26 protein-coding genes and 1 tRNA gene are annotated in these 24,661 nt (G+C 75.1%); 13 read left to right on the forward strand and 14 right to left on the reverse strand.

Features of this window, described 5'->3' with window-relative positions; translation table 11 throughout:
* The first annotated feature begins 136 nt into the window (after positions 1 to 136).
* Positions 137 to 346, forward strand: coding sequence for a helix-turn-helix domain-containing protein (locus tag ACI79G_RS22935; protein ID WP_456883344.1), 210 nt, complete (start codon positions 137 to 139; stop codon positions 344 to 346).
* A 31-nt stretch (positions 347 to 377) separates the two neighbouring features.
* Here ACI79G_RS22935 and ACI79G_RS22940 read toward each other — a convergent pair whose 3' ends face one another.
* The gene (locus tag ACI79G_RS22940) at positions 378 to 605 is read right to left on the reverse strand and encodes a hypothetical protein (protein ID WP_091221444.1); all 228 of its coding nucleotides are present in this window, start codon (positions 603 to 605) and stop codon (positions 378 to 380) included.
* Between the two features lie 128 nt (positions 606 to 733).
* On the opposite strand from ACI79G_RS22940, the gene ACI79G_RS22945 reads away from it, so the two are divergent.
* Complete coding sequence (locus tag ACI79G_RS22945; protein ID WP_456883345.1) at positions 734 to 1,372, forward strand: MBL fold metallo-hydrolase; 639 nt, start codon at positions 734 to 736, stop codon at positions 1,370 to 1,372.
* A 16-nt stretch (positions 1,373 to 1,388) separates the two neighbouring features.
* Here ACI79G_RS22945 and ACI79G_RS22950 read toward each other — a convergent pair whose 3' ends face one another.
* The 4 genes from ACI79G_RS22950 to ACI79G_RS22965 all read right to left on the reverse strand — a co-directional run bounded on the left by ACI79G_RS22950 (position 1,389) and on the right by ACI79G_RS22965 (position 3,544).
* Entirely contained in the window at positions 1,389 to 1,658 is a 270-nt protein-coding gene (locus tag ACI79G_RS22950) for a GlsB/YeaQ/YmgE family stress response membrane protein (RefSeq protein ID WP_456883346.1), read from the reverse strand.
* 99 nt (positions 1,659 to 1,757) lie between these two features.
* The gene (locus tag ACI79G_RS22955; protein WP_456883347.1) at positions 1,758 to 2,030 is read right to left on the reverse strand and encodes a GlsB/YeaQ/YmgE family stress response membrane protein; all 273 of its coding nucleotides are present in this window, start codon (positions 2,028 to 2,030) and stop codon (positions 1,758 to 1,760) included.
* 127 nt (positions 2,031 to 2,157) lie between these two features.
* Positions 2,158 to 2,643 (reverse strand): SRPBCC family protein, encoded by a 486-nt coding sequence (locus ACI79G_RS22960; RefSeq protein WP_456883348.1) that lies wholly within the window; start codon positions 2,641 to 2,643, stop codon positions 2,158 to 2,160.
* Between the two features lie 160 nt (positions 2,644 to 2,803).
* A complete protein-coding gene (locus ACI79G_RS22965) occupies positions 2,804 to 3,544 on the reverse strand; it encodes a GntR family transcriptional regulator (RefSeq protein ID WP_456883349.1) in 741 nt (246 codons plus the stop codon).
* A gap of 222 nt (positions 3,545 to 3,766) precedes the next feature.
* On the opposite strand from ACI79G_RS22965, the gene ACI79G_RS22970 reads away from it, so the two are divergent.
* Positions 3,767 to 4,327: a TetR/AcrR family transcriptional regulator gene (locus ACI79G_RS22970; RefSeq protein WP_456883350.1), complete on the forward strand. Its 561-nt coding sequence runs from the start codon at positions 3,767 to 3,769 to the stop codon at positions 4,325 to 4,327.
* A gap of 3 nt (positions 4,328 to 4,330) precedes the next feature.
* On the opposite strand, the gene ACI79G_RS22975 is transcribed toward ACI79G_RS22970, so the two are convergent.
* Together ACI79G_RS22975 and ACI79G_RS22980 are read right to left on the reverse strand one after the other, a co-directional pair.
* Positions 4,331 to 5,647, reverse strand: coding sequence for a metallophosphoesterase (locus ACI79G_RS22975; RefSeq protein WP_456883351.1), 1,317 nt, complete (start codon positions 5,645 to 5,647; stop codon positions 4,331 to 4,333).
* A gap of 91 nt (positions 5,648 to 5,738) precedes the next feature.
* Complete coding sequence (locus ACI79G_RS22980; RefSeq protein ID WP_456883352.1) at positions 5,739 to 7,331, reverse strand: CYTH and CHAD domain-containing protein; 1,593 nt, start codon at positions 7,329 to 7,331, stop codon at positions 5,739 to 5,741.
* Positions 7,332 to 7,470: 139 nt separating this feature from the next.
* On the opposite strand from ACI79G_RS22980, the gene ACI79G_RS22985 reads away from it, so the two are divergent.
* Positions 7,471 to 8,523: a PRC and DUF2382 domain-containing protein gene (locus tag ACI79G_RS22985; protein WP_456883353.1), complete on the forward strand. Its 1,053-nt coding sequence runs from the start codon at positions 7,471 to 7,473 to the stop codon at positions 8,521 to 8,523.
* Here ACI79G_RS22985 and ACI79G_RS22990 read toward each other — a convergent pair.
* From ACI79G_RS22990 to ACI79G_RS23015, 6 genes are all read right to left on the reverse strand, one after another.
* A complete protein-coding gene (locus tag ACI79G_RS22990) occupies positions 8,520 to 9,281 on the reverse strand; it encodes a nitrilase-related carbon-nitrogen hydrolase (RefSeq protein WP_456883354.1) in 762 nt (253 codons plus the stop codon). The genes ACI79G_RS22985 and ACI79G_RS22990 overlap by 4 nt on opposite strands.
* Positions 9,278 to 10,489 (reverse strand): pyridoxal phosphate-dependent aminotransferase, encoded by a 1,212-nt coding sequence (locus ACI79G_RS22995; RefSeq protein WP_456883355.1) that lies wholly within the window; start codon positions 10,487 to 10,489, stop codon positions 9,278 to 9,280. Before ACI79G_RS22995 ends, ACI79G_RS22990 begins: the two co-directional genes overlap by 4 nt.
* A 67-nt stretch (positions 10,490 to 10,556) precedes the next feature.
* Positions 10,557 to 10,781 (reverse strand): RNA-binding S4 domain-containing protein, encoded by a 225-nt coding sequence (locus ACI79G_RS23000; RefSeq protein ID WP_456883356.1) that lies wholly within the window; start codon positions 10,779 to 10,781, stop codon positions 10,557 to 10,559.
* Complete coding sequence (locus ACI79G_RS23005; RefSeq protein WP_456883357.1) at positions 10,778 to 11,491, reverse strand: MOSC domain-containing protein; 714 nt, start codon at positions 11,489 to 11,491, stop codon at positions 10,778 to 10,780. The genes ACI79G_RS23000 and ACI79G_RS23005 overlap by 4 nt, the downstream gene beginning before the upstream one ends.
* A gap of 1 nt (position 11,492) precedes the next feature.
* Positions 11,493 to 12,410, reverse strand: coding sequence for an aldose 1-epimerase family protein (locus ACI79G_RS23010; protein WP_456883358.1), 918 nt, complete (start codon positions 12,408 to 12,410; stop codon positions 11,493 to 11,495).
* Positions 12,411 to 12,463: 53 nt separating this feature from the next.
* A complete protein-coding gene (locus ACI79G_RS23015; RefSeq protein ID WP_456883359.1) occupies positions 12,464 to 12,928 on the reverse strand; it encodes a GNAT family N-acetyltransferase in 465 nt (154 codons plus the stop codon).
* Positions 12,929 to 13,035: 107 nt separating this feature from the next.
* On the opposite strand from ACI79G_RS23015, the gene ACI79G_RS23020 reads away from it, so the two are divergent.
* The 3 genes from ACI79G_RS23020 to ACI79G_RS23030 all read left to right on the forward strand — a co-directional run bounded on the left by ACI79G_RS23020 (position 13,036) and on the right by ACI79G_RS23030 (position 16,833).
* On the forward strand, positions 13,036 to 13,497 hold the full coding sequence (locus tag ACI79G_RS23020; protein ID WP_456883360.1) for a DUF1707 SHOCT-like domain-containing protein: 462 nt from the start codon (positions 13,036 to 13,038) through the stop codon (positions 13,495 to 13,497).
* Positions 13,498 to 13,567: 70 nt separating this feature from the next.
* On the forward strand, positions 13,568 to 13,954 hold the full coding sequence (locus ACI79G_RS23025; RefSeq protein ID WP_456883361.1) for a nuclear transport factor 2 family protein: 387 nt from the start codon (positions 13,568 to 13,570) through the stop codon (positions 13,952 to 13,954).
* 203 nt (positions 13,955 to 14,157) lie between these two features.
* Positions 14,158 to 16,833, forward strand: coding sequence for a putative bifunctional diguanylate cyclase/phosphodiesterase (locus ACI79G_RS23030; RefSeq protein ID WP_456883362.1), 2,676 nt, complete (start codon positions 14,158 to 14,160; stop codon positions 16,831 to 16,833).
* Between the two features lie 73 nt (positions 16,834 to 16,906).
* Here ACI79G_RS23030 and ACI79G_RS23035 read toward each other — a convergent pair.
* A tRNA-Leu gene (locus ACI79G_RS23035) sits at positions 16,907 to 16,989 on the reverse strand.
* A 176-nt stretch (positions 16,990 to 17,165) separates the two neighbouring features.
* On the opposite strand from ACI79G_RS23035, the gene ACI79G_RS23040 reads away from it, so the two are divergent.
* The 6 genes from ACI79G_RS23040 (at position 17,166) to ACI79G_RS23065 (ending at position 24,643) form a co-directional block, all read left to right on the forward strand.
* On the forward strand, positions 17,166 to 17,975 hold the full coding sequence (locus tag ACI79G_RS23040) for an FhaA domain-containing protein (RefSeq protein WP_456883363.1): 810 nt from the start codon (positions 17,166 to 17,168) through the stop codon (positions 17,973 to 17,975).
* A gap of 73 nt (positions 17,976 to 18,048) precedes the next feature.
* Positions 18,049 to 18,513 (forward strand): FHA domain-containing protein FhaB/FipA, encoded by a 465-nt coding sequence (locus tag ACI79G_RS23045; protein WP_456883364.1) that lies wholly within the window; start codon positions 18,049 to 18,051, stop codon positions 18,511 to 18,513.
* 28 nt (positions 18,514 to 18,541) lie between these two features.
* Complete coding sequence (locus ACI79G_RS23050) at positions 18,542 to 19,960, forward strand: PP2C family protein-serine/threonine phosphatase (protein WP_456883365.1); 1,419 nt, start codon at positions 18,542 to 18,544, stop codon at positions 19,958 to 19,960.
* Complete coding sequence (locus ACI79G_RS23055; RefSeq protein ID WP_456883366.1) at positions 19,957 to 21,378, forward strand: FtsW/RodA/SpoVE family cell cycle protein; 1,422 nt, start codon at positions 19,957 to 19,959, stop codon at positions 21,376 to 21,378. Before ACI79G_RS23050 ends, ACI79G_RS23055 begins: the two co-directional genes overlap by 4 nt.
* The gene (locus tag ACI79G_RS23060; RefSeq protein ID WP_456883367.1) at positions 21,375 to 22,817 is read left to right on the forward strand and encodes a peptidoglycan D,D-transpeptidase FtsI family protein; all 1,443 of its coding nucleotides are present in this window, start codon (positions 21,375 to 21,377) and stop codon (positions 22,815 to 22,817) included. Before ACI79G_RS23055 ends, ACI79G_RS23060 begins: the two co-directional genes overlap by 4 nt.
* A complete protein-coding gene (locus ACI79G_RS23065; RefSeq protein ID WP_456883368.1) occupies positions 22,817 to 24,643 on the forward strand; it encodes a protein kinase domain-containing protein in 1,827 nt (608 codons plus the stop codon). Before ACI79G_RS23060 ends, ACI79G_RS23065 begins: the two co-directional genes overlap by 1 nt.
* The last annotated feature ends 18 nt before the right edge of the window (positions 24,644 to 24,661 follow it).

A 24,661-nucleotide genomic window follows, 5' to 3' on the forward strand; every position in this document is an offset into this window, starting at 1 on the left:
CCGCACCCCCCGGCGAGCACCTCCCCCCCCCCCGCCACCCCGCCCCCCCCCCCCCCCCCCCCCCCCCCCCCCCCCCCCCCCCCCCCCCCCCCCCCCCCCCCCCCCCCCCCCCACTCCCCAGCCCCCGCCCCCGGCGGTGGGCACCGGGACGCTCAGCGACCGGGAGCGGGAGGTGGCCCGGCTGGTCGTGGCCGGGCAGACCTACCGCGAGATCGGCGGGCGGCTCTACATCTCCGCGAAGACGGTGGAGCACCACGTCTCCCGGATGCGCCAGCGGCTGGGCGCGGGCACCCGGTCGGACCTGCTGGCCCGGCTGCGGGCCGAGCTGGCCGAGGAGCCCGCCTGAGCCTCTGCGGCCATCTCCGCCCGCGGAGGGCTCAGCGGCTGAGGACGACGCAGGCGGGGCAGACGTCGCGGGCCGGGGCGGGCCACGGCTGCTCGACGTCGACGCGGGCCAGCGAGCCGCAGAGGGTGAGCTCACAGGCGCCGTCGACCTCGGCGGTCGGGCGGTGCAGCTCGACGGCGTGCCAGAGGGCGGCCGTCGGGCCGTGCGGGCGGCTGCGGGCGGCGACGACGGTGGCGGCGGCGAGGGTGGGGGCGCTCATGCCCAGGGTGTCGGCAGCGCGCCGGGACGGGGTCAGTGTCGGCAGGGGTCCCCTCACCCGGACGGGTGAGCGACTCCACCCGCAGGCGGGCCGGGCGGGTCTCGCCGGCCGGGGGCAGGATGCGGGACATGGAGCTGACGAAGCACGGCCATGCCTGTGTCGTCCTCAGCGAGGACGACCGGCGGCTCGTCATCGACCCGGGGGTGTTCACCGACCCGTCGGTGCTGCAGGGAGCGAGCGCGGTCCTGGTGACCCACGAGCACGTGGACCACGTCGCGCCCGACGTGCTGCGCGCGGCCATGGACGCCGACCCCGCCCTGGAGGTGTGGACCAACGGATCGGTGGCCGGGCAGCTCGACGGCGCGGCCGGCCGGGTGCACGTGGTGGGGGACGGCGACGCGCTCACCGTCGCCGGCTTCGACGTCACCGTGCACGGGGAGCTGCACGCGGTGATCCACCCGGAGCTCCCGCGGGTGGGCAACGTCGGGTTCCTGGTCGGTGGGGTGGTGTTCCACCCGGGCGACGCGTTCACCGTGCCCAGCGAGCCGGTGGCCACGCTGTTGCTGCCGGTGCACGCGCCCTGGTCGAAGACCGCGGAGGTGATCGACTACGTGCGGGCCGTGGACGCGGACCAGGCGTATGCCGTCCACGACGGGCTGCTCAACGACGCCGGGTTGGGGCTCGTCGGTGGCCTGCTGGGTGAGCGGGGGCCGGGGACGCCGACCCCGTACAGCCGGCTGGCCCCGGGGGACTCCGTCGAGCTCTGAGCCCCCGGGCCAGTGGTCAGCGGACGGCGCGGTTGCGCACTGCGGACACGACCTGGGCGACGCCGATGAGCAGGACGGCCACGATGAGGGCGAAGAGGAAGCCCCAGGAGTTCAGCTCGGTGATCGAGCCGACGTCCAGCCAGTCGGCCAGCAGACCGCCGATCACCGCGCCGGCGACGCCGAGCAGCAGCGTCGCCAGGACGCTCATCCGATCCCTACCGGGTTTGACCAGCCGGGCCAGGACCCCGATGACCAGGCCGACCGCGACGAGACCGAGGATCTGCACGATCTGCTCCCTCGTGTTGGCGGTCCGGGGTCGGAGACGCCGCCCGGCCGGCTGTCCCCGGGGGGCTCTGTCGAGCTCCGAGCCCCCCGGGAACCGGCGTCAGCGGATGGCGCGGCTGTTGCGGCCGGTGAGCGTCGATGCCGCCACCACCAGCACCGCCGCCACGATGATGGAGATGATCCACCTCATCCAGTCGATGCCCGGAGTGGCCGCCACCCCCAGCGCGCCGCTCACGTAGTACCCGATGAGCACCCCGCCGATGCCGCACAGCAGCGTGAGCCAGAGGGGCGTGTTGTCTCGGGCGCCGGGGGCGACGAACTTCCCCAGCAGCCCGATGATGAGCCCCGCGATGATCAGACCGATGATCTCCATAGCCAACTCCTCGGTAGCCCGCCCGGAGCGCGCGCACCCGGCACGGCGCCGGGTGCTGCACACCGAATCATGGCTTTCCGGTACCCGGCGGTCGAGGAGACGATGCGCGCGTCGCCCAATCCGATGATCACCCCTGCAGGCGGGCGACGTGCGCGGGCAGCCGGTCGAGCTCGCCGTCCACCGTGCGCTGCACCATCTCGCGCACGCCGCCGCGCATCAGGCGCTGGGTGAGCCGCTGGGTGAGCCGGCCGTCGGAGCGCGGTTCGTGGCTGACGGTGATGGTCACGAGCGTGGCACCGGGGCCGGCGTCGGCGAGCTCGATCGTCGTCGTCCAGGTCTCCGGGGTCAGCCGCAGCCGGGTGGTGACCCGCTCCCGCGGCACCCACTCGACGATCTCGCCCTGAGGCGCACCGGCCGGCGGCTGCGCACCGTCGTCCAGGCGGCCGGGCACGCAGACGAACCGGGTCCCGCGGTCGGGGGCGCCGGTGCCCTCGACGACGTAGGAGACGTCGCACACGGCGCAGTACGGCGCGAGCACCGCCAGCGCCTCCCACACCCGGCGCCGCTCGTGGGGCAGCTCGCGGCTACCGGTGGCGGTGACCGGCTGGGGCATGGGACCTCCGGGGACGACGGGGTGCGGTCCCGCCGACGGTAGTCCGCGCGCGGTGTCCAGCGGCTCGCCGCGAGCCCTGACGGCCCCCGTGCAGGGTCCCCGGCCCCGTCCCGGGTCCCGGCCCGAGCTCGCGAGGGTCGGGGAGGACGGGGGTCCTCTCTCAGCGGCCGCTGACCGAGACCTCGAACTCGACCTGGCTGACGTCGGGGCGCAGCCGGGAGAAGCTGTGCACCAGCGGGTGCCCGGCGCTGTCGCGGACCGTCGTGCGGACCACCAGCAGCGGCGATCCGGCGACCACGCGCAGCAGGTCGGCCTCCTCCGGTGCCGCGGTGTCGACGTCGACGACGATCCGCGCATGGGCCAGGTCGGCCGAGTACTCCCGGCGGAGGAACTCGTAGAGCGAGCCCTCGCTGAGGTCCGCCTCCGCCGCCTTCGGGTACGTGGCGGCAGGCAGGAAGCTGTGCGCCACGTGGTTCGGTGCGCCGTCCACGCTGCGCAGCCGGACCAGCTCGACGACGTCGGTCGCGGGCTCGAGTCCCAGCTCGGCGGCGACCGGCGGCTGGACGGGGACGATCCGCTGGGTGAGCACCGTGGTGCCCACCTGCGCGCCCTGCTCGGTCATCACCGAGCTCCAGCCGGCGATGCGGTGCACGAAGCTCTCGCGGTACTCGTGGCGGATGGCCGGACGGGTCACGTAGGTGCCGCGGCCCTGCTCCCGCACGAGGTGCCCGTCGGCCACCAGCCCGTCGACCGCGCGGCGCAGGGTGATCCGGCTGACCCCGTACTCCTCGCACAGGACCGGCTCCGGCGGGAGCAGCGTGTGCTCGGGCAGCGCGGACACCCGGCGGCGCAGGTGCTCGCGGACCGAGAGGTACTTCGGTCCCGACACGGCGCTCGTCACGCTCCAAAGGTACTGCGGGTGTAGACGTCTGGTCGTCTACAGACGTCTCCCTCACCCGGCCGTGTCCCGTACGGCCCCGGTGTCACTCGTCCGTGGAGGGGACGCGTGTGCGGCAGAGACGGACACCACACATGATGTGGTGTCTTCTCGGTGTCCTGCCCTGGGCACTGTCAGAAGTGGCCGAGCGCCGAGGGGCGCCGTGGACCGGAGGGGGGACCGATCGTGGCCCAGGACCACCGCGCCCGTCAGTACGCCTCCACGCACCAGCGGATCTACGAGGCCGCGATGGAGCTGTTCGCCGAGCACGGCTACGAGGACGTGTCGATCGCCCGGCTGGCCGCGGCGGCCGGGGTGTCGGTGCAGACCTTCTACGCGCACTACCCCGGCAAGGACGAGCTCCTCATGGCGCTGCCGAAGCGCGCCCAGATCGACGCCCTGGTCGCGACGGTCCCGGCCGACCGGCCGCTCGGCGAGCGGATGCGCTGGGCGATCCTCGGCTTCGTCCGCGGGCTGACCGGGGACGTCCGGTCCGACGCCCTGGCCCGGTGGCAGCTCATCGCGACCACGTCCCGCCTCCGCTACCGCGCGGCGGAGTACGAGCGCGCGACCGCGCAGCTGTTCCTGGAGTCCCTCGGCGTGGACAAGGACCCGGCCGCGGCCGTCGTCGTCACCGCGCACCTGTCGGCCTACACGCAGGGGCTGCTGCGCTGGGCGGACTCCGGCGACGAGCTGGCGCTCGAGGGGATCGTCCAGGAGGCCCTGGACGCGCTGCACGAGCTGTGAGCCTCAGGGGGCGCGCAGCTCGACGACCGCGACCTCGGGCCGGGCGCCGATCCGCATCGGCGGGCCCCAGAAGCCGGCGCCGGTCGTGACGTAGAGCTGGGTGTCCCCGACCCGGGACAACCCCTGCACGGCCGGCTGGTCCAGCCGCACCGCGTAGTCGAAGGGCCAGAGCTGGCCGCCGTGCGTGTGGCCGGACAGCTGCAGCCCGACCCCCGCGGCCGCCGCCTGCTCCACCTGCACCGGCTGGTGGGCCATGAGCACCAGCGGGACGGCGTCGTCGCGGCCGTCCAGCGCGGCGTCGAGGTCGGCGCCGTGGCCGGGGACGCCGGAGCTGATCGCCGTCCGGTCGTCGATGCCGGCCAGGTCGACCGACGCGCCGCCGCGCACGATCGGCACCCGCTCGTTGCGCAGCACCTGCACCCCCAGGGTCGGCAGGTGGCGCAGCCACGCGGTCGTGTCGACGAAGTACTCGTGGTTGCCCGTCACGAAGTAGACGCCCTGCTCGCTGACCAGGTCGGCCAGCGGGGCGACCTCCTCGCGCAGCTCGCCGAGCTCGCCGTCGACCAGGTCGCCCACGATCGCCACGACGTCGGGCCGCTGGGCGTTGACGATCTCGACCAGCCGCTCGAAGCGCCGTCCGCCGTACAGGGCCGACAGGTGGCCGTCGGAGAAGGTGACGATCCGCAGCCCCTCCAGGGCCGGGTCCAGGCCGGCGAGCGTCACCGGCACCCGGCGGACGACGGGGGCGCTGTTGGCGAGGTGGGCGCCCGTGCCGGCCGTGCCCAGCGCGACCGCTCCCGCCGTCACCGCGAGCCCCCGGGCCAGGAGCAGCCTCCGCGACGGGTCTGCGACACCGCCGTCCTGCCGGACGGCACCACGGCCGGCTGCCGTCCCCGGCCCGGGCTGAGCCGCTGCGTCGTCGCCGCGCGGAGCCCTCCGGGCCCCGCTCGCGACGACGGGCTCCACCTCGCGGTCGGGGACGCTCCGGGACCGCCCGCGCAGGACCAGCCTCACCGGCTCGAGGGCGAGCAGGGTCAGGAAGAGGTAGAACGCGGTGCCCAGCCAGCTGAAGCCGATCCACTGCACGACCGTGCTCAGCGCGGAGTCCTCGCGCCGCAGCAGGACCGCTCCCATCGGCAGCACGGCGAGGACGACCACGCCCAGCGTCAGCAGCCGCCGGGTCCGGCCGGGCCGGGTGGTGCTGCGGACCAGCCGCCACCACAGGTAGCCGTGCAGGAGCAGCACGGCGAGGAGGACGACGGTGGCGAACCCGAGCAGGCCGATGAGGGACAGCGGAAGGACCTCCTTGCCCCCCACCATGGAAGGACCCCGTCCTACCCGCCCCTCGCACGCTCGGGGCGGTGCCCTGGACGGGGCCAGCGGCGGGACCCGGCAGGAGTGGGGGCCTCGCTCAGGCTAGCCCGGCCACCGTCTTGACCGCGCGACGCAGCCTCGGCTCCAGTGTCCAGAACTCCGCCTCGGCGGCCGCGGCCCGGGCCTCCTCGAGGCCGTGCAGCCGGCCGTAGGTCCAGGCGTTCTCGCCCGCGGCGAAGGCGGCCCGCCCGACCCGCACGGCGACGTCCCGGGTGACGACGGTGTCCTGGGCCGCCCCGAGGAGGTCCTGCACCTGTTTGGTGCAGGCGATGAGCGCGGTGGCCGGCTCGCCGAACTGTGCCTCGGCCACCTCCGCGGTGTAGCGCACCCGCTTCGCGGCCTTGCGGACCTCGTGCAGGCGCTCGTGCTGCTGGACCCCCTCGGCCTCACGGGCGGCCGCGACGGCGCGGCGCAGCCGCTTCCCGGTGCGCCGGACGGCGTCGGTCAGCTGCTCGGGGGCGGGCGCGGCGGCCAGCTCGGTGGCCGGCGGCTCGGCCAGCAGCGCGTCGAGCGCGTCGAGCAGCCGCAGGTAGCGCCGGTCGGTGAGCGTGCGGATGACCCGGCGGGCACCGGCCTGGTGGTCCTTGACCTCGGTCTGCCGCAAGCGGGCGGCGACCGGCCCGAGCACCAGCTCGACCGGCTGGGCGGCGACCAGCTCGCGCAGGTGGGACAGCGCCACCTCGGTGTCCCGGGCGCCGGAGAGCTGCGCGCCCACCCACTGCAGCTCGGCGCGCAGCGGGTCGGTGTGCTCGCGGTCCAGCACCGGGCGGAACGCGGCGAGGATGCTGCGCAGCCGGCGACAGGCCACCCGCAGGTCGTGCACGCCCTCGGGCTGCTCGGTGCGCACCGCCAGGTCGGCGTCCCGCAGCGCCTGGAGCTGCCCGGCCACCGCACCGAGGACCACCTCGCCGGCCGTGCGGACCGGGCGCTCCTCCTTCCGCGCCTTCTTGCCCTTGCCCTTCTTCGCCGTCCCGTCGGCCTCAGCGGGCTCCGGGGCGGGGGCCGCCGGCGCCGGCAGCCGCCCGTCGAGCACCCGCGCGAGCTTCGAGGGGACGGCGGCGGGCCGGGCGCCGGCCGCGACGAGCCGCTCGGTGACCGCCTGGAGCAGCGTCTCGTCGCCGTCGACCAGTTCGACCTCGACCTCCCGCCAGGTGGTGACGGTGGCCGGCTCGCCGGGGACGGTCGCGAACGCCGTGCCGACGACGGCGTCGTCGGCCACCTCGGCCAGCACCCGCCCGTCCTCGTCCAGCAGCCGGTGCACCACCCGGCGGGTGGAGAGGGTGGCGACCGGCTCGGCCGCGGCCGTGCCCAGCAGCCCGAGCAGCGGGGCGACGACGGCGCGCGGGGCGGTGCGGGCCGCCCGGCCCAGCGGCTGGTGCAGCTCGCGCCGGGCGCCGTCCGCCCCCGGGAGCTTCACGTGCCAGCCGGCGTCGGCTCCGCCGGTGCGCCGCCGCAGCGTCACGCGGGAGCGGAGCAGCCGCAGGTCGGGGGTGTCGTAGTAGGTGGCCTCGAGCGACTGCTCGTCCGGGTCGCCGACCGCGGCGACCCCTCCCACGCCGGTGAGATCCGGGAGGACGAAGGTCTCGTCGGCCTCGAACTTGCGCTCGACCTCGACGTGCACGGTGGTCACGGGTGCCACGGTAGGCGGACGCGCAGGTCAGCACAGCGCGGTCGCCACGCGGCCACCCATGTTCGGCCGGTGTCCCGGGTGGGCACGCTGGACCCGCAGGTCCCGTGGGGGCCCTGCGCGGACGAGGGGAGCCGACCCGGTGTTGAGCGAACGAGAACTGTCCGCGGCGATCGGCAGCGCTGCCTACGGCCCGGACGGCGAGAAGATCGGCACGGTCGAGCACTTCTTCACCGACGACCGCACCGGCGCCCCCACCTGGGTGGCGATCTCCACCGGGCTGTTCGGCACCCGGCACTCCGTCGTGCCCGCGACCGAGGCCACCTTCACCGGGGGCGCCGTGCGGCTGCCGGTCACCAAGGAGGCCGTCCGCACCGCCCCGTCGGTCTCCGACCAGCACCTCGACCCCGAGGCCGAGGCGCTGCTGCGCCGGCACTACGGCCTGGGCGCCGGGACGTCCCCGGCTGGGACGACGACGGCCGGGGAGACTGCCGACACGACGACGGCCGGGGAGGCTGCCGGCACGACGACGGCCGGGGGGACTGCCGGCACGACGACCGCGGGTACTGCTGCGGCCGGGACGACGACGGCCCCGGCCGGCGACGACTCGACCACCCGTGACCTCTCCCGGGTGCCGGTCGACCCCGGCGCGGGCGGCACGCGGCAGGACACCGTCGGCAACGACCGGGTGGCTGCCGGGGACGCGACCGTGCCGGTCGCCGCCGTGCCGACCCCGCCGGCCACGGACGGCGCCATGACCCGCAGCGAGGAGCGGCTGCGGGTGGCCACCGAGCGCTACGCCGCCAAGCGGGTGCGGGTGGTCAAGTACGTGGTCACCGAGGAGGTGCAGGTCACCGTCCCCATCCGCCGCGAGGAGATCCGGATCGAGGAGGTCCCCCTGGACGACGGCGCCCCCGCGACGGCCGGCGCTCTCGACGCGGTCGGCACCGGCGGACTGCCGGAGACGATCGTGCTGCACGCCGAGCGACCGGTCGTCAGCACCGAGGTCGTGCCGGTGGAGCGGGTGCGGCTGCGCACCGAGTGGGTGCAGGAGCAGCAGCAGGTCCGCGACCAGGTGCGCCGCGAGCGGGTCGACGTCGACCAGGACCGCACCGCCCAGGACCGCACCGCCCAGGACCGCACCGCCCAGGACCGCACCGCCCAGGACCGCATCGGCCAGGAGCGCCTCGGCTAGGCCCGCCTGTCGGCGAGGAACTGCAGCCGCTCGCGCGTCGCGGTCACCTCGGCGGGGTCGACGTCGGCCACCAGCACCGTCTCCACGCCCGCGGCCGTCGCCAGCAGCTCACCCATCGGGCTGACGATGCGGCTGTCGCCGGTGTGCTCGGTGCCGTCGCCGGCGGTGCCGACGCGGTTGCAGCCCACCACGTAGGCCTGGTTCTCGATCGCCCGGGCCTGCAGCAGCGTCTGCCAGTGCAGCCGGCGGGCGGCCGGCCAGTTCGCCGTCACCAGGTAGACGTCGGTGTCGAGCGCGGCGGACCAGAAGACGTCGGCGAAGCGCAGGTCGTAGCAGACGAACGGGGTCACCCGGAGGCCGCCGACCTCCACGGTCACCGGCTTCTCCCCCGCCCGGAAGCGCTCGTGCTCGCCGCCGTGGGTGAACGGGTGCAGCTTGCGGTAGCGGTGCACCGTGCCGTCGGGGCCGGCCAGGACGAAGGAGTTGTAGGGCAGGTCGCCGTCCGGGGCGATCTCCGGGCAGCTGCCCGCCACCCAGACGCCGTGCTCGGCGGCCCGCTCCTGGAGGAACTGCGCCGACGGGCCGCCCTCGGGCTCCCCCATCCCCGGCGTCATCGAGAAGCCGGTCGAGAACGTCTCGCTGAGCAGCACGAACTCCGCCCCGGCGCCGGCCGCTCGGGCGACCAGCGGCGCCAGGCGCGCGAAGTTCGCCGTCCGGTCCTCCCAGACGATGTCGTGCTGGACCACCCCGAACCTCATGGCTGACCTCCTACACCCGCCCGACCCATCCCGCCCAACCTGTCGACCGCCTCGGCCAGCACGGCGTCGCCCTTGCAGAACGCGAAGCGCACGAGGTGGCGGCCCAGGTGGGCGTGCTCCGACGAGTAGAAGACCACCGTCGGGACGGCCACCACCCCCGCGCGCCCGGGCAGTGCCCGGCAGAACGCCAGGCCGTCCCCGTCGGGCTGCACCGGCCGCACGTCGACCGTGGCGAAGTACGTCGCCTCCGGGCACACCACCGGCAGGCCCGCGGCGGTCAGCCCCTCGACCAGCACGTCGCGGCGGTACTCCAGGTCCCGCGCGATGCCGGCGAAGTACTCGTCGGGCAGCCGCAGCCCGGCCGCGACCGCCGGCTGGAACGGCCCGCCGTTGACGTAGGTGAGGAACTGCTTGGCCGTGCGGACGGCGGACACCAGCGGCGCCGGCCCGCAGATCCAACCGACCTTCCAGCCGGTGACGTTGAAGGTCTTGCCGGCGCTGCCCACGACGAGGGTCCGCTCGCGCATGCCGGGCACGGTGGACAGGGAGGCGTGCCGGGCGCCCGTGAAGACCAGGTGCTCGTAGACCTCGTCGGTGAGCACCAGCAGCTCGTGCTCCATGGCCAGCGCCGCCAGCGTGCCGAGCTCCGCGCGGGTGAAGACCTTGCCGGTGGGGTTGTGCGGCGTGTTGAGCAGCAGCAGCCGTGCCCGCGGGGTGACCGCCGCGCGCAGCTCGGCGGGGTCGAAGGTCCACGGCCCCGTGCCGGACGGCGGGGGCCGCAGCGGTACCGGCCGGGCGACCCCGCCGGCCATCGCGATGCCCGCGGCGTAGCTGTCGTACATCGGCTCGAACAGGACGACCTCGTCGCCGGGCTCGAGCAGGGCCAGCAGCGCGGCGGTCAGCGCCTCGGTCGCCCCCGCGGTGACCAGCACCTCGGTGTCCGGGTCGTAGGCGTGGCCGCCGAAGCGGTGCACGTGCTCGGCCACCGCGGACCGCAGCTCCGGGATGCCGGGGCCCGGGGGGTACTGGTCGTGCGCGGTGCCGATCGCCGAGCGGGCGACCTCGAGCACCTCCGGCGGGCCCGGGTAGTCGGGGAAGCCCTGCCCGAGGTTGATCGAGCCCGTGGCGACGGCGAGCGCACTCATCTCGGCGAAGACCGTCGTCCCGAAGCCCTGCAGCCGGGACGACAGGTACGGCGCGCGCGTCATGGGGTCAGCCTGTCAGTTCCACGTGGAACCGCGCTCACCCCCCGGTCATCCCCGCGGGGATGACCGCTCAGCCCACGCGCACGTCCTCCATGCCCTCCACGCTGACCACGTCGCCCCTGCGGACCTGCCGACCGCGCCGCACCTCGGGCTCGCCGTTGACCCGGACCGTGCCGGTGAGCAGCACGTCCTTCACCTGGGCGCCGGTCGGGACGGCGTCCACCAGCTTGAGCAGCTGACCCAGCCGGATGGACTCCTCCCCCGGCCGCAGTTCCACGGTGCGCACGCGGCTCATGCTGTCAGCTCGTCGCCCACCGCGACCGTGCCCACCCGGACGACCAGCGCCCCCACCGCGAGGCAGCCGTCCCGCTCGCGGTGGATGGTCTTGAGGACGCCGTTGTCGCGGCCGATCCCGCCGGGCTGCGGCCGGGTCACCATGACGCAGCGGCCCACCTGCTTGACCACGTCCAGCTCGGCGCCGCCCAGCCGCACCCGCCGGCCGACCAGCGCGTCCTCCCCCGCCCCCTCGAGGACGACGTTGGCGCGGAACCGCCGCCGGTCCCAGGTGCCCAGCGTGCCGGTGGAGACCAGCGAGACCCGGGTGCGGGAGCTGTCGTGGAAGGCGCCGCGGGCGCCGGCGAAGACGTCCCAGTCGTACTCGTCGGCCTCGCCGACCTCGTGGGGGCTCTCGTACCGGCGCTCGCCGGGCGCGTCCGCCGCGGCCCGCAGCGCCACCGATCGGCCCAGCCAGTCCGACAGCACGGCGTCGTCGGAGGTGACGGTCCCGTCCGGCAGCACCACCTCGACGTGGCCGTCCGGGCGCAGCCGGCCGGAGAGGAACAGCAGGTCGGGCACCCGCCGGGCGGTCAGCCCGAGGCCGGTGCCGACGTCGAACAGCGCCCACTGCCGGTCGCCGGCCAGCCCCTCCGGGCCGGCCTCGGCGCTGGTCAGCCGCTCGCCCTGCAGCGACTTGACCGGGTACCGCCACAGCTCGGCCACGCGCACGTCAGACCTCCCAGGTGAGGGTCCAGGTGCCGGACCACTCGGCGCCCGGGTCGAGGACGACGAGGTCGACGTGGTCGGCGAGCGCGTTCGGCGGGCAGGTCATCGGCTCGACGGCGACGCTGCGCCGGCGCTGCCCGACGCTGAGCGTGTCGCCGGTGAAGACCTGCAGCCACGACCAGGAGCCGTCGACGGCGAGCTCGAGGCTGCCCAGCGCCGCGCTGCGCAGCCGGACCCGGGCCCAGCCGTCGGCGTCGCGGTCGAGGTCGGTGACCGGGGTGTCGAGGGAGCGGTCGCCGATCCGGCCGATCGCCCCGTCGAAGGGACGCCGTTCGCCCGTCGGGAGACCGCTGTCGTCGACCACCAGCTCGGTGCGGGCGGGCAGCTCCAGCTCGGCGGTGGCGATGCCGCCGTCCTCCTGCGCGCCGACGGCGAGGTACGGGTGGAAGCCGGCGCCGAAGGGGGCCGGCTCGGCACCGGCGTTGCGGACCCGCATCGTCACGGCGAGCCGGCCGGGCTCGAGGGTGTGGTCGATCGCGGCGGCCAGCCGGAACGGGTAGCCGGAGCGGGGCTCGACGACGGTGCCGACGGTCACCGCGCCGTCCCCGCTCTCGAGGACGCTCCAGGGCTGCCAGCCGACCAGGCCGTGCATCGCGGTGGGCTTGTCCGGGCCGGCCAGCTCCAGCTGCAGGTCGCGGCCGCCCCAGCTCCACCGGCCGTCGCGGACGCGGTTGGGCCAGGGCAGCAGCACCCGGCCGCGGCTCCCGCTGGGCACCGCGCCCGCGGGGTAGCCGTCGAGCAGTCCGCGGTCGCCGACGGTCAGCGTGCGCATGGCGCCGCCGCGCAGGTCGACGACCAGCCGGGCGTCGCCGGAGGTGATCTCGACCTCGGTGGGCTCGGTCGCGGGCCAGGCAGCGCTCATGGGCTCCACCCCACCACACCGGGCCCGTCGGGGCGGCGAGTCGAGGAACCGGATCAGGGCGGGTCGAGCACCCGCTCGTAGAACAGCGAGTCGTCGGCGTCCACGTAGGGGCCGAAGGCAGCGATCGGCCGGTAGCCCGCGCCCTCGTACAGCGCGACGGCCTCCGGCTGCCGCGGACCGGTCTCCAGCCGCAGCGTGGTCCAGCCGCGGTCCCGCGCGGCCGCCTCCAGCCCGGCGAGCACCAGCTTCGACAGCCCCCGCCCCCGCGCCGCCGGCACGACGTACATCCGTTTGATCTCGGCGACGTCGTCCCCCAGCGGGCGCAGCGCGCCGCACCCGACCGCCTCGCCGTCGGCGTCACGGGCGACCAGGACGACGGCGACGTCCGCGGCCGAGGGCGGCGTCCCGGGCTCCTGACCGCCCTCGTAGCGCGCCCGCAGCTCGCCCTGCTGGGCGGCGGTCAACCGCTGGACGTCGGGGTCGTCCCAGGCGGCCGGGACGAGTCGCACGTCGGGCACGACCCGACCGTACTGACGCGTTCCACGTGGAACCGGTGACGTCCGTCAGTACCGCCGGGCCCGCCCCCGGCGGAAGACTGGGGCCCCGACCCGAGGAGGCCACCCCGATGCCCGAGCCGCACCTGCGCGCCGCTGACGCCGACCGCGCCGCCGTGGCCGCCCAGCTCGGCGAGCAGATGAGCGCCGGGCGGCTCACCGTCGCCGAGTACGACGAGCGCCTGGCCCGCGCCTACGCCGCCCGGACCTACGGCGAGCTCGAGGAGCTCACCGCCGACCTGCCGCGCCCGGCCGCGCAGCCCCCGGCGCCCGCTCCGGTCCAGCCGCAGCCCGCTGCCGCCCACGGCTGGCACCACGGCGACTGGAGCGGCGGGCCCACCCGCGAGGCAGCCTGGCGCAACTGGGCCGTGACCGCCGTCATCGTGCTCACCGTCTGGCTCGCCACGGTGATCGGCTCCGGCGAGTTCCACTACTTCTGGCCGATCTGGGTCATCGGCCCCTGGGGTGCGGTGCTGCTCGCCCAGACGCTCGGCCGGGGCCGCGGCGACGACGACCGCCGCCGGCTGACCTGACGGCGCGGGTGACGGTCCCTGGAGTGGGTACACCCACCCCGACCGCCCACGCCGCAGGACCGGGGGACCGATGCACACCATGACCGAGCGCTTCACCGACGCGCTGCACCGGATCGACAGCGACCGCGACGTCCAGCCCATGGTGGACCTCACCGGGGACGACGCCGAGCTGGTCAAGCTGGACGAGCACCACCAGACCACGGGCAAGGACGGCGCGAAGACCTTCTGGGAGGACTACCGCAACGTCTTCGGCGACCTGGAGACGACCTTCACGCACAGCGTCGTCGGTGAGGACAGCGCCGCCCTCGAGTGGACCTCGACCGGCACCCTGCGCAGCGGCAAGCCGTTCCGGTACCGCGGGGTGACCGTCATCGAGGGCGACGACGAGCGGCTCACCGGCGTCCGCACCTACTACGACTCCGCGGCCTTCATCCAGGAGCGCGGCGGCACGGCCTGAAGGAGGACCCCGTCCTCCCCACCCTCCGCACGCTCGGGGTGGGCCTCCGGACGGGGCCGCGGGGCCGGCCGGGAGGTCGTCGGCCGCTGCTCGTGACCGGCGTCGGTCGGCGGCCGGTGCCGGGGCGCACTCCCCGGCGTCCCCGTCACCCGCACGGGTGAGGCGCGGTCAACCACCGCGCGGGACGCGCCGACCGGATCGGCATGAGCTCCACCCGCCCACCGGCCGAGCACGCCGCCCGGCGCGGCGCTCCCCTGTGGCTGTACCTCACCGCGCTGGTGTTCGTCCCGCTGCTCGGCGTCGCCGGGCTGACCACGGTGATGGTCCGGTCCGTCGTGGTCGACGCCGACAGCGCCGCACGCGCCGCGGCGGCCGTGGGAGCCGTCGCGCAGCTGGACGCCGTCCGCAGCGGGGTGGCGCACGAGATGATCCCCTCGCTCTCCCTGACGGTCATCGACGACCCGGCCAGCGCGGCCGAGCTCGGGGTGCCCGTCGAGCAGGTGGCCGCCCAGCGTCAGCTGACCCTGACCCTGCTGCAGCAGAGCCGGGCGGTGACCGACGACGTCCTGAGCTCGGCGCCGGCGGATCCCGCCGGCTCCTCCGCCCTGGGCGGCGCCGCCCGTGAGGTCGCGGAGCTGCGCGCCCACGTGGACGCCCACGACCTGCGCGTGGACCTCCTCTACGACCGGTACCTGGCGCTCCTCGACGACCTGGGCACCGCCCAGCGGGAGGCGGTCGCCGCGGCCGCGGCCGAGCAGGTCCCCGTCGCCACGCTGACGGCCACCCGCGACGTCCAGCTGGTGGGAGAGCTCGTCACCGCGGCCATCCGCCAGATGCCGAACTTCTTCGGCGCCCAGCTCGACTGGGACCGGTCGGCCGACTTCCGGCAGGACTGGCGGGCCGACTGGGCGGCCTACACCGACGCCCAGCAGACGATGAGCCAGCTCTCCCAGGCCGCCCTGCGTGCGGAGTGGCAGGAGATCAGCACCTCCCCCGAGGTGACCACGGTCGACGGCGTGCTGGCCACGCAGGCCGGCGGCACCACCGCGGCTCCGCTGCCCCTCCCGGACCTGGTGCAGCTGGTGATCGGGACCTCGACCCGCGACACCGCCCTGACCGGCCTCCTGGACAGTGCCGTGGACCGGGCCCAGGACCTGGCCGCCGCGGACCGCGACCGGGCCACGGGCCACCGCGACCTCATCCTGGGTCTCGGTGCCGGGCTCGTGCTGGCCTCGCTGCTCGGCGCCCTGTGGGTCGGGCGCAGCATCTCCCGCGCCCTCGGCCTGCTCGCCGACCGGGCCGAGCGCATCACCCAGGGGAGCCTGGTCGACGTGGGGAGCGTGGGCCCCCGCGAGGTGCGGACCGTCTCCCGGGCCCTCGCCTCGGCCGTCGCCGGGCTGCGCCGCATCCAGCACCAGGCGCGTGCCATCGCCCGCGGCGACCTGTCCCACCCCGTCCTGGACGAGCCCCTCCCCGGGCCACTCGGGCAGCTCCTCCACGCGTCCGTCGAGCAGCTCGTCAGCGCCATCCGGCAGCGGGACACCCTGCAGTCCGCGCTGGCGCACCAGGCCGCGCACGACCCCCTCACCGAGCTGCCCAACCGGGCGCAGGCGCTGTCCCTGGTCACGGCTGCGCTGCACCGCGGCCGGCGCTCCGGCTCCATGACCGGCCTGCTGTTCGTCGACCTCGACGGCTTCAAGGCGGTCAACGACGGGCACGGCCACGCGGCCGGGGACGAGGTGCTGCAGGAGGTCGCGCGCCGGCTGAGGAGCACCGTCCGTCCCGGGGACGTCGTCTGCCGGCTGGGTGGGGACGAGTTCGTCGTCCTCGTCGAGGAGGCCGGGTCCGAGCGCGACCTCCAGGGCCTCGCGGAGCGGCTGATCGGATCGGTCAGCGAGCCGATCACCGCCGACGGTTCCCAGGTGCGGGTCGGCGCCAGCATCGGGATCGCCGTCTGCCGCGACGCGGACACCGACGCCGACGCGCTCATCGCCGAGGCCGACACCGCCGCCTACCGCGCCAAGGACCGTGGACGCGGCCGGGCGGAGATGTTCGACGAGGCGCTGCGCCTGCAGCTGAGCGCCCGCTCCGAGATGGAGGCCGCGATCGCCGCCGGCCTGGCCGCCGGCGAGATGCGGCTGCACTACCAGCCCGTGCTCGACCTGTCCGCCGGTCGGCTGAAGGGCTACGAGGCCCTGGTGCGCTGGGAGCGACCGGGCGTGGGGATGGTGCCGCCCAACGACTTCATCCCCGTGGCCGAGGAGAGCAGCCTGGTCTGCGAGCTGGACCGCTGGGTGCTGCACGAGGCGACCCGCCAGCTGGCGGAGTGGCGGGTCGAGGACCCGGTCGAGCCCGGTGAGCCCGAGCCCACCGTCGCGGTGAACGTCTCCGGCCGGCACCTCGCCGACCGGCGCATCCTCCAGGACGTCGCGGACGCCCTGGCGGCGTCCGGTCTCCCGCCCCGGCTGCTCGTGCTGGAGGTCACCGAGACCGTGCTGGTCAACGAGCCCGTCGCGTTCGGCCACCTCGCCGCGCTGCGGAAGCAGGGCATCACGATCGCGATCGACGACTTCGGCACCGGCTACACCTCGATCGGCCAGCTGGGGAACATGCCGGTGGACACCCTCAAGATCGACCGCAGCTTCGTCGCCTCGACGCAGCCCGGGCACCCGGAGCTCGTGGCCCTCATGATCCGCGCCGCGCACACCTTCGGGCTCACCGTGGTGGCCGAGGGCGTGGAGGAGGTCGAGCAGGTGGAGTGGCTCAAGGGCCAGTCGTGCGACCAGGCGCAGGGCTACCTGCTGTCCCGTCCCCTGCCCCCGGCCGACGCGGCGGCCCTGCGCCGGCCGACCGTGGGCGCCGTCCCCGCCGACCGCTGAGCCACCAGGCGGGGCGGCGGGACCACGACAGCAGCGAGGCCCCGGGGTGTCCCCCGGGGCCTCGCTGTCGGTGTGGGCAAGGGGGGAGTTGAACCCCCACGTCCTTCCGGACACACGGACCTGAACCGTGCGCGTCTGCCATTCCGCCACTTGCCCTGGCGAGGAACGACAGTAGCAGCCGCCGCGGCGGAACCCGGGCAGGGGGTCGGTCGTCCTCCCCGGGGGTCTGCCGCGCTCCCCGGAACGTGAGTCGGTCCACGGCTGGCCGCTCCGCGGACGGCTACGATCATCGGTGGCAGACCGGACGACCGCGCGAGCGCAAGGGAGCGACTGTGGGTGTGCTGCAGCGCTTCGAGCGGCGACTCGAGGGCATGGTCGGACTGGCCTTCGCCCGGATCTTCAAGGGCAAGGTCCACCCGGCCGAGATCGCCAAGGCCCTGACCCGCGAGGCCGACGAGCAGCGCGCGGTGATGGGCGAGGGCCGGGTCCTCGCGCCCAACATCTACGACGTCCGGCTGGGCCCCACCGACCACGAGCACCTCGCCGAGTGGTCCGAGCAGCTGGCCGCCCAGCTCGCCGACATGGTCACCGAGCACATCGAGGGCGAGGGCTACCAGGTCTTCGACGCCGTCCAGGTGCGCCTGGAGCGCGACGAGCAGCTGCCCACGGGCGTCTTCGAGGTCAGCTCGCACGTCGCCGACCCGTCGGCGAAGCCGGGCCCGCGCCCCGACGAGCCGGTCGGCCCCCGCAGCGGCGCGGTCCCCCCGCTGCCCCCGCTGCAGGGCCGCATGGCCACCGACACCGGCCGGCAGGCGCCCTCTGCGGTGGTCGGCCGCGCCGGCGCCAAGCCCGGCGTCACCCACGTCCTGCTGGTCGACGGCCCCGGTACGCGGCACGAGCTGACGACCGGGCGCAACGTGATCGGCCGCGGCACGGACGCCGACATCCGGCTGCCCGACACCGGTGTGAGCCGCAAGCACGTCGACGTCGTCCTGGACAACGGGACGGCGATCGCCGAGGACCTCGGCTCGACCAACGGCACCCTGGTCAACGGCCGGCGGATCACCCGTCAGCCGCTCGCCGACGGGGACGTCATCCGCATCGGACACTCGGTGCTGGTCTACCGGCAGGACGGGACGTGACCGGGCTCGCGAGGTCACGCATGAGCAGAGCACGCCCCGGCACGCGGCCGACGAGCACCAGCGAGGCGGACGCGTGACGGCCGAGATCGTCCTGCAGATCTTCCGCTTCGGCTTCCTCCTGCTGTTGTGGCTGTTCATCTTCGCCGCCTTCCGGGTGGTCCGGGCCGACCTGTTCGGCGGCCGCGCCGGACGGGTGGCCTCGGTGCCGCCGCGCGCCGCCACCCCGGGGAGGAAGAAGACCCGCGGCGCCCCCAAGACCCTCGTCGTCACCGCCGGCCCGCTCACCGGCACGAAGATCACGCTGGGCGATCAGCCGATCCTCATCGGCCGCGCCGACGACTCGACCCTGGTGCTCACCGACGACTTCGCCAGCTCCCGGCACGCCCGGCTGACCAACCGCGGCGGCCAGTGGTACGTCGAGGACCTCGGCTCCACCAACGGCACCTACCTCGACCAGCAGCGCGTCCAGGGGCCGCTGCTCGTCGCGCCGGGTCAGCCGATCCGCATCGGGCAGACCGCGCTGGAGCTGCGCTCGTGACCCGCCGCCCCCGGGGGAGCCGACCCCGATGAGCCTCGCGCTGCGCTACGCGGCCCGGTCCGACCGCGGCCTGGTCCGCGGCAACAACCAGGACTCGGTCTACGCCGGGCCCCGGCTGCTCGCCGTGGCCGACGGCATGGGCGGCCACGCGGCCGGCGACGTCGCCAGCAAGGTGGTCATCGCCGCCCTCGAGCACCTGGACGACGACGCGCCCAGCGGCGACATGCTGCAGGCGCTGCGCGAGGCGGTCTTCGACGGCAGCGAGCACCTGCGCGAGGTGATCCGCGAGTCCCCGCAGCTGGAGGGCATGGGCACCACGCTCACCGCCGTCCTGTTCGCCGGCGGCCGGCTGGCGCTGTGCCACGTCGGCGACTCCCGCGCCTACCTGCTGCGCGACGGCGTCCTGCAGCAGATCACCCACGACGACACGTTCGTGCAGACGCTGATCGACGACGGGCGGATCACGCCCGAGGAGGCCAACCACCACCCGCAGCGCTCGCTGCTGCTGCGCGCGCTCAACGGGCAGGACGTCGACCCCGACCTGTCGATGCGCGAGGCCCGCGCCGGCGACCGCTACCTGCTCTGCTCCGACGGCCTGTCCGGCGTGGTCAGCGAGGAGACGCTCGCCGAGGCCCTGCAGGACCCCGACCCGCAGTCGACCGCCGACCGGCTGGTGGAGCTGGCGCTGCGCAGCGGCGGGCCGGACAACATCACGGTGATCGTGGCCGACGTCGTGGAGGACGGCGGTGAGGGCACCTACCCGGTCGAGCCGGTGGTCGACGGTGCCGCGGGCGACAACGTCGGGCAGCGCGCGGTCGACCCGCGCTCGGCCGCCGGGCGGGCCGCGCTGGCCGACCCGCGACCGGAGCCCCCCGCGTCGGCGGCACCGATGGCGGCCGCGCCACCGCCCCGTCGCGGGCGCCGGCGGGTGCTCGGCGCGCTCGCCGCCGTCGTCCTGCTGGCTGCCGCCGCCGTGGGCGCCTACCTGTGGGTGCTGTCCAACTGGTTCGTCGCGGTGCAGGACACCGGGGACGGCGCGCGCGTGACCGTCTTCCGCGGGCTGGACACCTCGCTGCTGGGCATGGACCTCAACCAGGTCTCCGACGTCACCGACCTCCCCGTCGCCGACCTCACGCCGGCAGCCGCCAGCAAGGTGCAGCGTGGCATCGACGCCACCGACGGCGAGCACGCCCGGCGCATCGTGTCCACGCTGCGTGAGCAGCGGCTGCCGCTGTGCCCCGCCGAGGAGGACGTCGAGCCGGCACCGGTCCAGCCGACCGCGCCCGCGTCGCCCTCCGCCGCGCCGGCTCCGGACGGTGCGGCGCCGACCGACGCCGCCCCCGTCCCGCCCGAACCGACGACCCCCGAGCCGACGACCCCCGGGCCGACGTCGACGCAGCCGACGAGGACGTACGAGCCCGGGGTGGACTGCCGGGAGGCCAAGTGACGTCCGGCCCCACGACCGACCCCCGCGCCGCGGCGCCGGGGACGGCGAACCCGCCCAAGCGCCGCAACACCGAGCTGGCCCTGCTCGGCTTCGCCGTCCTGATCACGCTGGTCGCGCAGGCGATCGTCGACCTCACGGTCACCGGCTCGCTGACCACCGAGCTGGCGACCTTCGGGGTGTGGTTCACCGCGCTGTGGACCGCCGCCCACCTCGTCGTCCGCCGGTGGGCGCCCTACGCCGACCCGCTGCTGCTGCCCGCGGTCGCCCTGCTGGTGGGCCTCGGGCTGTCGTTCATCCACCGCCTCGACCTGGCCGCCCAGCAGGCCGACAGCGCGGTCAGCCGGGAGGACGCCCCCGTCCAGCTGGTGTGGGCCACGCTGGGCCTGGTCCTGTTCGTCGGCGTGCTGCTGGTGCTGCGCGACCACCGGTTGCTGTCCCGGTTCGCCTACACGCTGGCCCTCGTCGGCCTGGTGCTGCTGGCCATCCCGGCCGTGCTGCCGTCGTCCCTCTCGGAGGTCAACGGCGCCAAGATCTGGATCCGGCTGGCCGGCTTCAGCATCCAGCCCGGCGAGTTCGCCAAGATCTGCCTGACGGTCTTCTTCGCCGCCTACCTCGTCGACAAGCGCGACGTCCTGGCGCTGGCCAGCCGCCGCGTCATGGGCCTGGAGCTCCCGCGCGGCCGCGACCTCGGGCCGGTCCTGGTGGCCTGGGGGCTGTCGATCCTCGTGCTGGTCTTCGAGCGCGACCTGGGCAGCTCGCTGCTGCTGTTCGGCATCTTCGTCGTCATGCTCTACGTGGCCACCGAGCGGGCCAGCTGGCTGCTCATCGGCCTGGGCCTGTTCGCCGGGGGCGCGCTCGTCGCCTACCAGCTCTTCGGCCACGTGCAGCAGCGCGTCGACTCCTGGCTGGACCCCTTCGCGTACTACGACGGCTCCGGCTTCCAGGTGGCCCAGGCGCTGTTCGGCCTGGGCACCGGAGGGCTGTTCGGCGCCGGGCTCGGCGGTGGCCGCCCCGACCAGGTGCCGGTGGCCAAGAGCGACTTCATCGCCGCCGCGGTCGGCGAGGAGCTGGGCCTGTTCGGCCTGGTCGCGGTGATCATCGTCTACCTGGTGCTGGTCGAGCGCGGGCTGCGCACGTCGCTGATCTGCCGCGACGCGTTCGGCAAGCTGCTGGCGGCCGGCCTGTCCTTCACCATCGCCTGGCAGGTGTTCGTCGTCCTCGGCGGGGTCACCGGCCTGCTGCCGCTGACCGGCCTGACCACGCCGTTCCTCGCCTACGGCGGCTCGTCGCTGGTGGCCAACTTCGTCCTGGTCGCCGTCCTGGTGCGGATCAGCGACGCCGCACGCCGTCCGGCCGCCCCCACCGGGCCGCCCAAGCCCGCGCTCGGTGACGCCCCGACCGAGGTGGTGCAGACGTGAACGCCCCTCTGCGCCGCGTCGCGATCAGCGTGCTCGTGCTCTTCACGCTGCTGATCGTCAACGTCAACGTCATCCAGGTGGTCCGCTCCGACGAGCTGCGCTCCGACGGCCGCAACACCCGCGTGCTCGTGGAGGAGTACGACAGCGAGCGGGGCTCGATCGTGGCCGGCGGCACCGAGGTCGCCAACTCCGTCCCGACCGACGACCAGCTCACCTACCTGCGGCAGTACGCGAACGGCCCGGTGTACGCCCCGGTCACCGGCTACTACTCGCTGGTCTACGGCAACGCCCAGATCGAGCGGGCGGCCGACGACGTGCTCTCCGGCGACGACGCCCGGCTGTTCACCCGGCGCCTGGCCGACCTGTTCACCGGGCGGGACCCCTCCGGCGGCGACGTCGTCCTGACCCTGGACCCCGCGGTGCAGGAGACGGCGATGGCCGGGCTCGACGGCGTCACCGGCGCGGTCGTCGCCCTCGACCCCTCGACCGGGGCGGTGCTGGGCATGGCGAGCACCCCGACGTACGACCCGAACCAGCTCTCCAGCCACGAGCCGGCCGCGATCCGCGACTACGCCGCGCAGCTCGACGGCATGGAGATCGACCCCCGGCTCAACCGGGCCATCAACGCCCGTTACGAGCCGGGGTCGATCTTCAAGGTGGTCGTCTCCGCCGCCGCGCTCTCCAGCGGCCAGTACACGCCCGACACCGTCGTCCCGGCGCCGCAGGAGCTCGTCCTGCCCGGCACCAGGACGGCGCTGGAGAACTTCGGCGGCTCGGCCTGCGACCCCAGCGGCCGGCAGAGCCTGCTCGAGGCGCTGACCATCTCCTGCAACACCGCCTTCGCCCAGCTGGGCATCGACCTCGGCGAGGACCGGGTGCGGGAGACGGCCGAGGCGTTCGGCATCGGCGGCGACCCCCTCGAGATCCCGCTGCCCGTGTCGGAGAGCACGCTCGGGGAGATCGAGACCGACGCGGCGCTCGGGGTCAGCTCGATCGGTCAGCAGGACGTGCAGCTCACCCCGCTGCAGGCGGCGATGATCGCCTCCGCGGTGGCCAACGACGGGACGCTGATGAGCCCCTACCTCGTCGACCAGGTCCGTGCCCCGGACCTGTCGGTCATCGACCAGACCGACCCCGAGGAGCTCAGCGAGCCGGTCTCGGCCGACGTCGCCGACCAGCTGACCGAGATGATGACCAGCGTCGTGGAGAACGGCAGCGGCCGGCGCGCGCGGATCCCCGGCGTCACCGTCGCGGGCAAGACCGGGACGGCGGAGAACGCCGGCCCCGACCACAACTGGTTCATCGGGTTCGCGCCGGCCGACGACCCGCAGATCGCCGTGGCGGTCTTCGTGGCCAACGGCGGCGGCACGGGCGGCGACGTCTCCGCCCCCATCGCCCGGGACGTCATGCAGGCCTACCTCGACGGGCAGGGCGGCTGATGACACTGTCGACCGGGACGATCCTCGCCGGGCGCTACGAGATCACCGCACCCATCGCCACGGGCGGCATGGGCGAGGTGTGGCGTGCCCGCGACCGCGTCCTCGACCGCGAGGTCGCCGCCAAGGTGCTCCGCAGCGAGTTCACCGGCGACCCGAGCTTCGTGGCCCGCTTCCGCAACGAGGCGCGGCACACCGCTGCGCTGTCCCACCCCAACATCGCCTCGGTCTACGACTACGGCGAGACCGAGGACGAGCGCGGCGCCCGGCTGGCCTTCCTCGTCATGGAGCTGGTCGAGGGCAAGCCGCTGGTCACGATCCTCCACGAGGAGGGCAAGCTCCCGGTCGACTGGACGCTGCACGTCCTCGGCCAGGCCGCCGACGGGCTCTCGGCGGCCCACCACGCCGGCGTCGTCCACCGCGACATCAAGCCGGGCAACCTCATCGTGCGCCCCGACGGCGTGGTGAAGCTGACCGACTTCGGCATCGCCCGGGCCCGCGACGCCACACCGCTGACCCGCACCGGCATGGTCGTCGGCACCGCCCAGTACCTCTCCCCCGAGCAGGCGCAGGGCTTCGAGGTCACCGCCGCCTCCGACGTCTACTCCCTCGGTGTCGTGGGATACGAGTGCCTGACCGGCGGCCGGCCGTTCGACGGGACGTCGCAGGTCGCGGTGGCGCTGGCGCACATCAACCGCCAGCCGCCGCCCCTGCCGGCGAACGTGCCCCCGGCGGTGCGGCTGCTGATCGAGCGCGCCCTGGCCAAGGACCCGGCCGACCGCTTCCCCGACGGCGCCGCCTTCGCCGCCGCGATCCGGTCGGTGGCGTCCGGCAACGGCACCTCCCCCGCCCACCGGGCCGCCGGGCCCGCCACGACGCCGCCGTACCCGGTGGGCGCCGCGCCCACGGCGCAGACCGAGGTCGTCGACGACCTCGCCGACTCGCGCACCCAGGTGCTGGGCGCCGCGTCCGCCGGCGGGGCCGCCGTCACCGGGGCACGCACCTCGGTGGGCGCCATGCCGCCCCTGCGCCGCACCGAGGACGACGACGAGCGCGGCCGGCACACCGCGCCGCCTGCGGACGGCGACCGCCGCCGCAAGCCCTGGGTGTGGCTGGTCGCCGGCCTGCTGCTGCTCGCGCTGGTGGGCGGCGGGCTGTGGGCCCTCTCGGGCAGCGGGGACGACGGCTCGACGGGGACCGGTGCCGCCCCCACCACCGCGGCACCGAGCACGGCCTCCAGCGCGGCGCCGGGGACGTTCTTCGTCGCGACCGACGACTACGTCGGGGACAACGTCGATGACGTCGCGGACCTGCTGCGTGCCGCGGGCCTGCAGGTCGAGACCGACGCGGCCAGTGCCGCGCAGCTGGCTACGCTCGGACAGCCGCTGGACGAGGGCGACGTCGTCACCACCGACCCGGCGAACACCGATGTCCCGCCCGGCGACACCGTGACCCTCTTCTACGCCGCTGCGGACTACGCGCCCGACACCGGCGACGGGGACACCGGCACCGGGGACGACGAGTCTCCCGCGGTCCCGACCACCCAGGCCCCGCCCCGGACGACCGCTGCTCCGGCCCCGACGACGGCCAGCGGTCCCGGCGGCGACGAGGACAGCGGGAACGACGGCGAGGACACCGACGGGAACACCCGGCCGACCCGCAACCGGCCGACGCCCACCTCCGAGCCGACGTCCACCCCGTCGGTGACACCGACGCTGCCCGGCAACACGCCGACGGCGACCGTGCCCCCACGTGACACAGCCGAGCCACCGGCCGGCAACGCGCAGAACCGCCAGCAGGTGGCTGGGGAAGCGGATCCGGCGGCGTGAGCCGCTCCCCTCGCGCCG

It is taken from the genome of Geodermatophilus sp. SYSU D00779, from assembly GCF_054050595.1.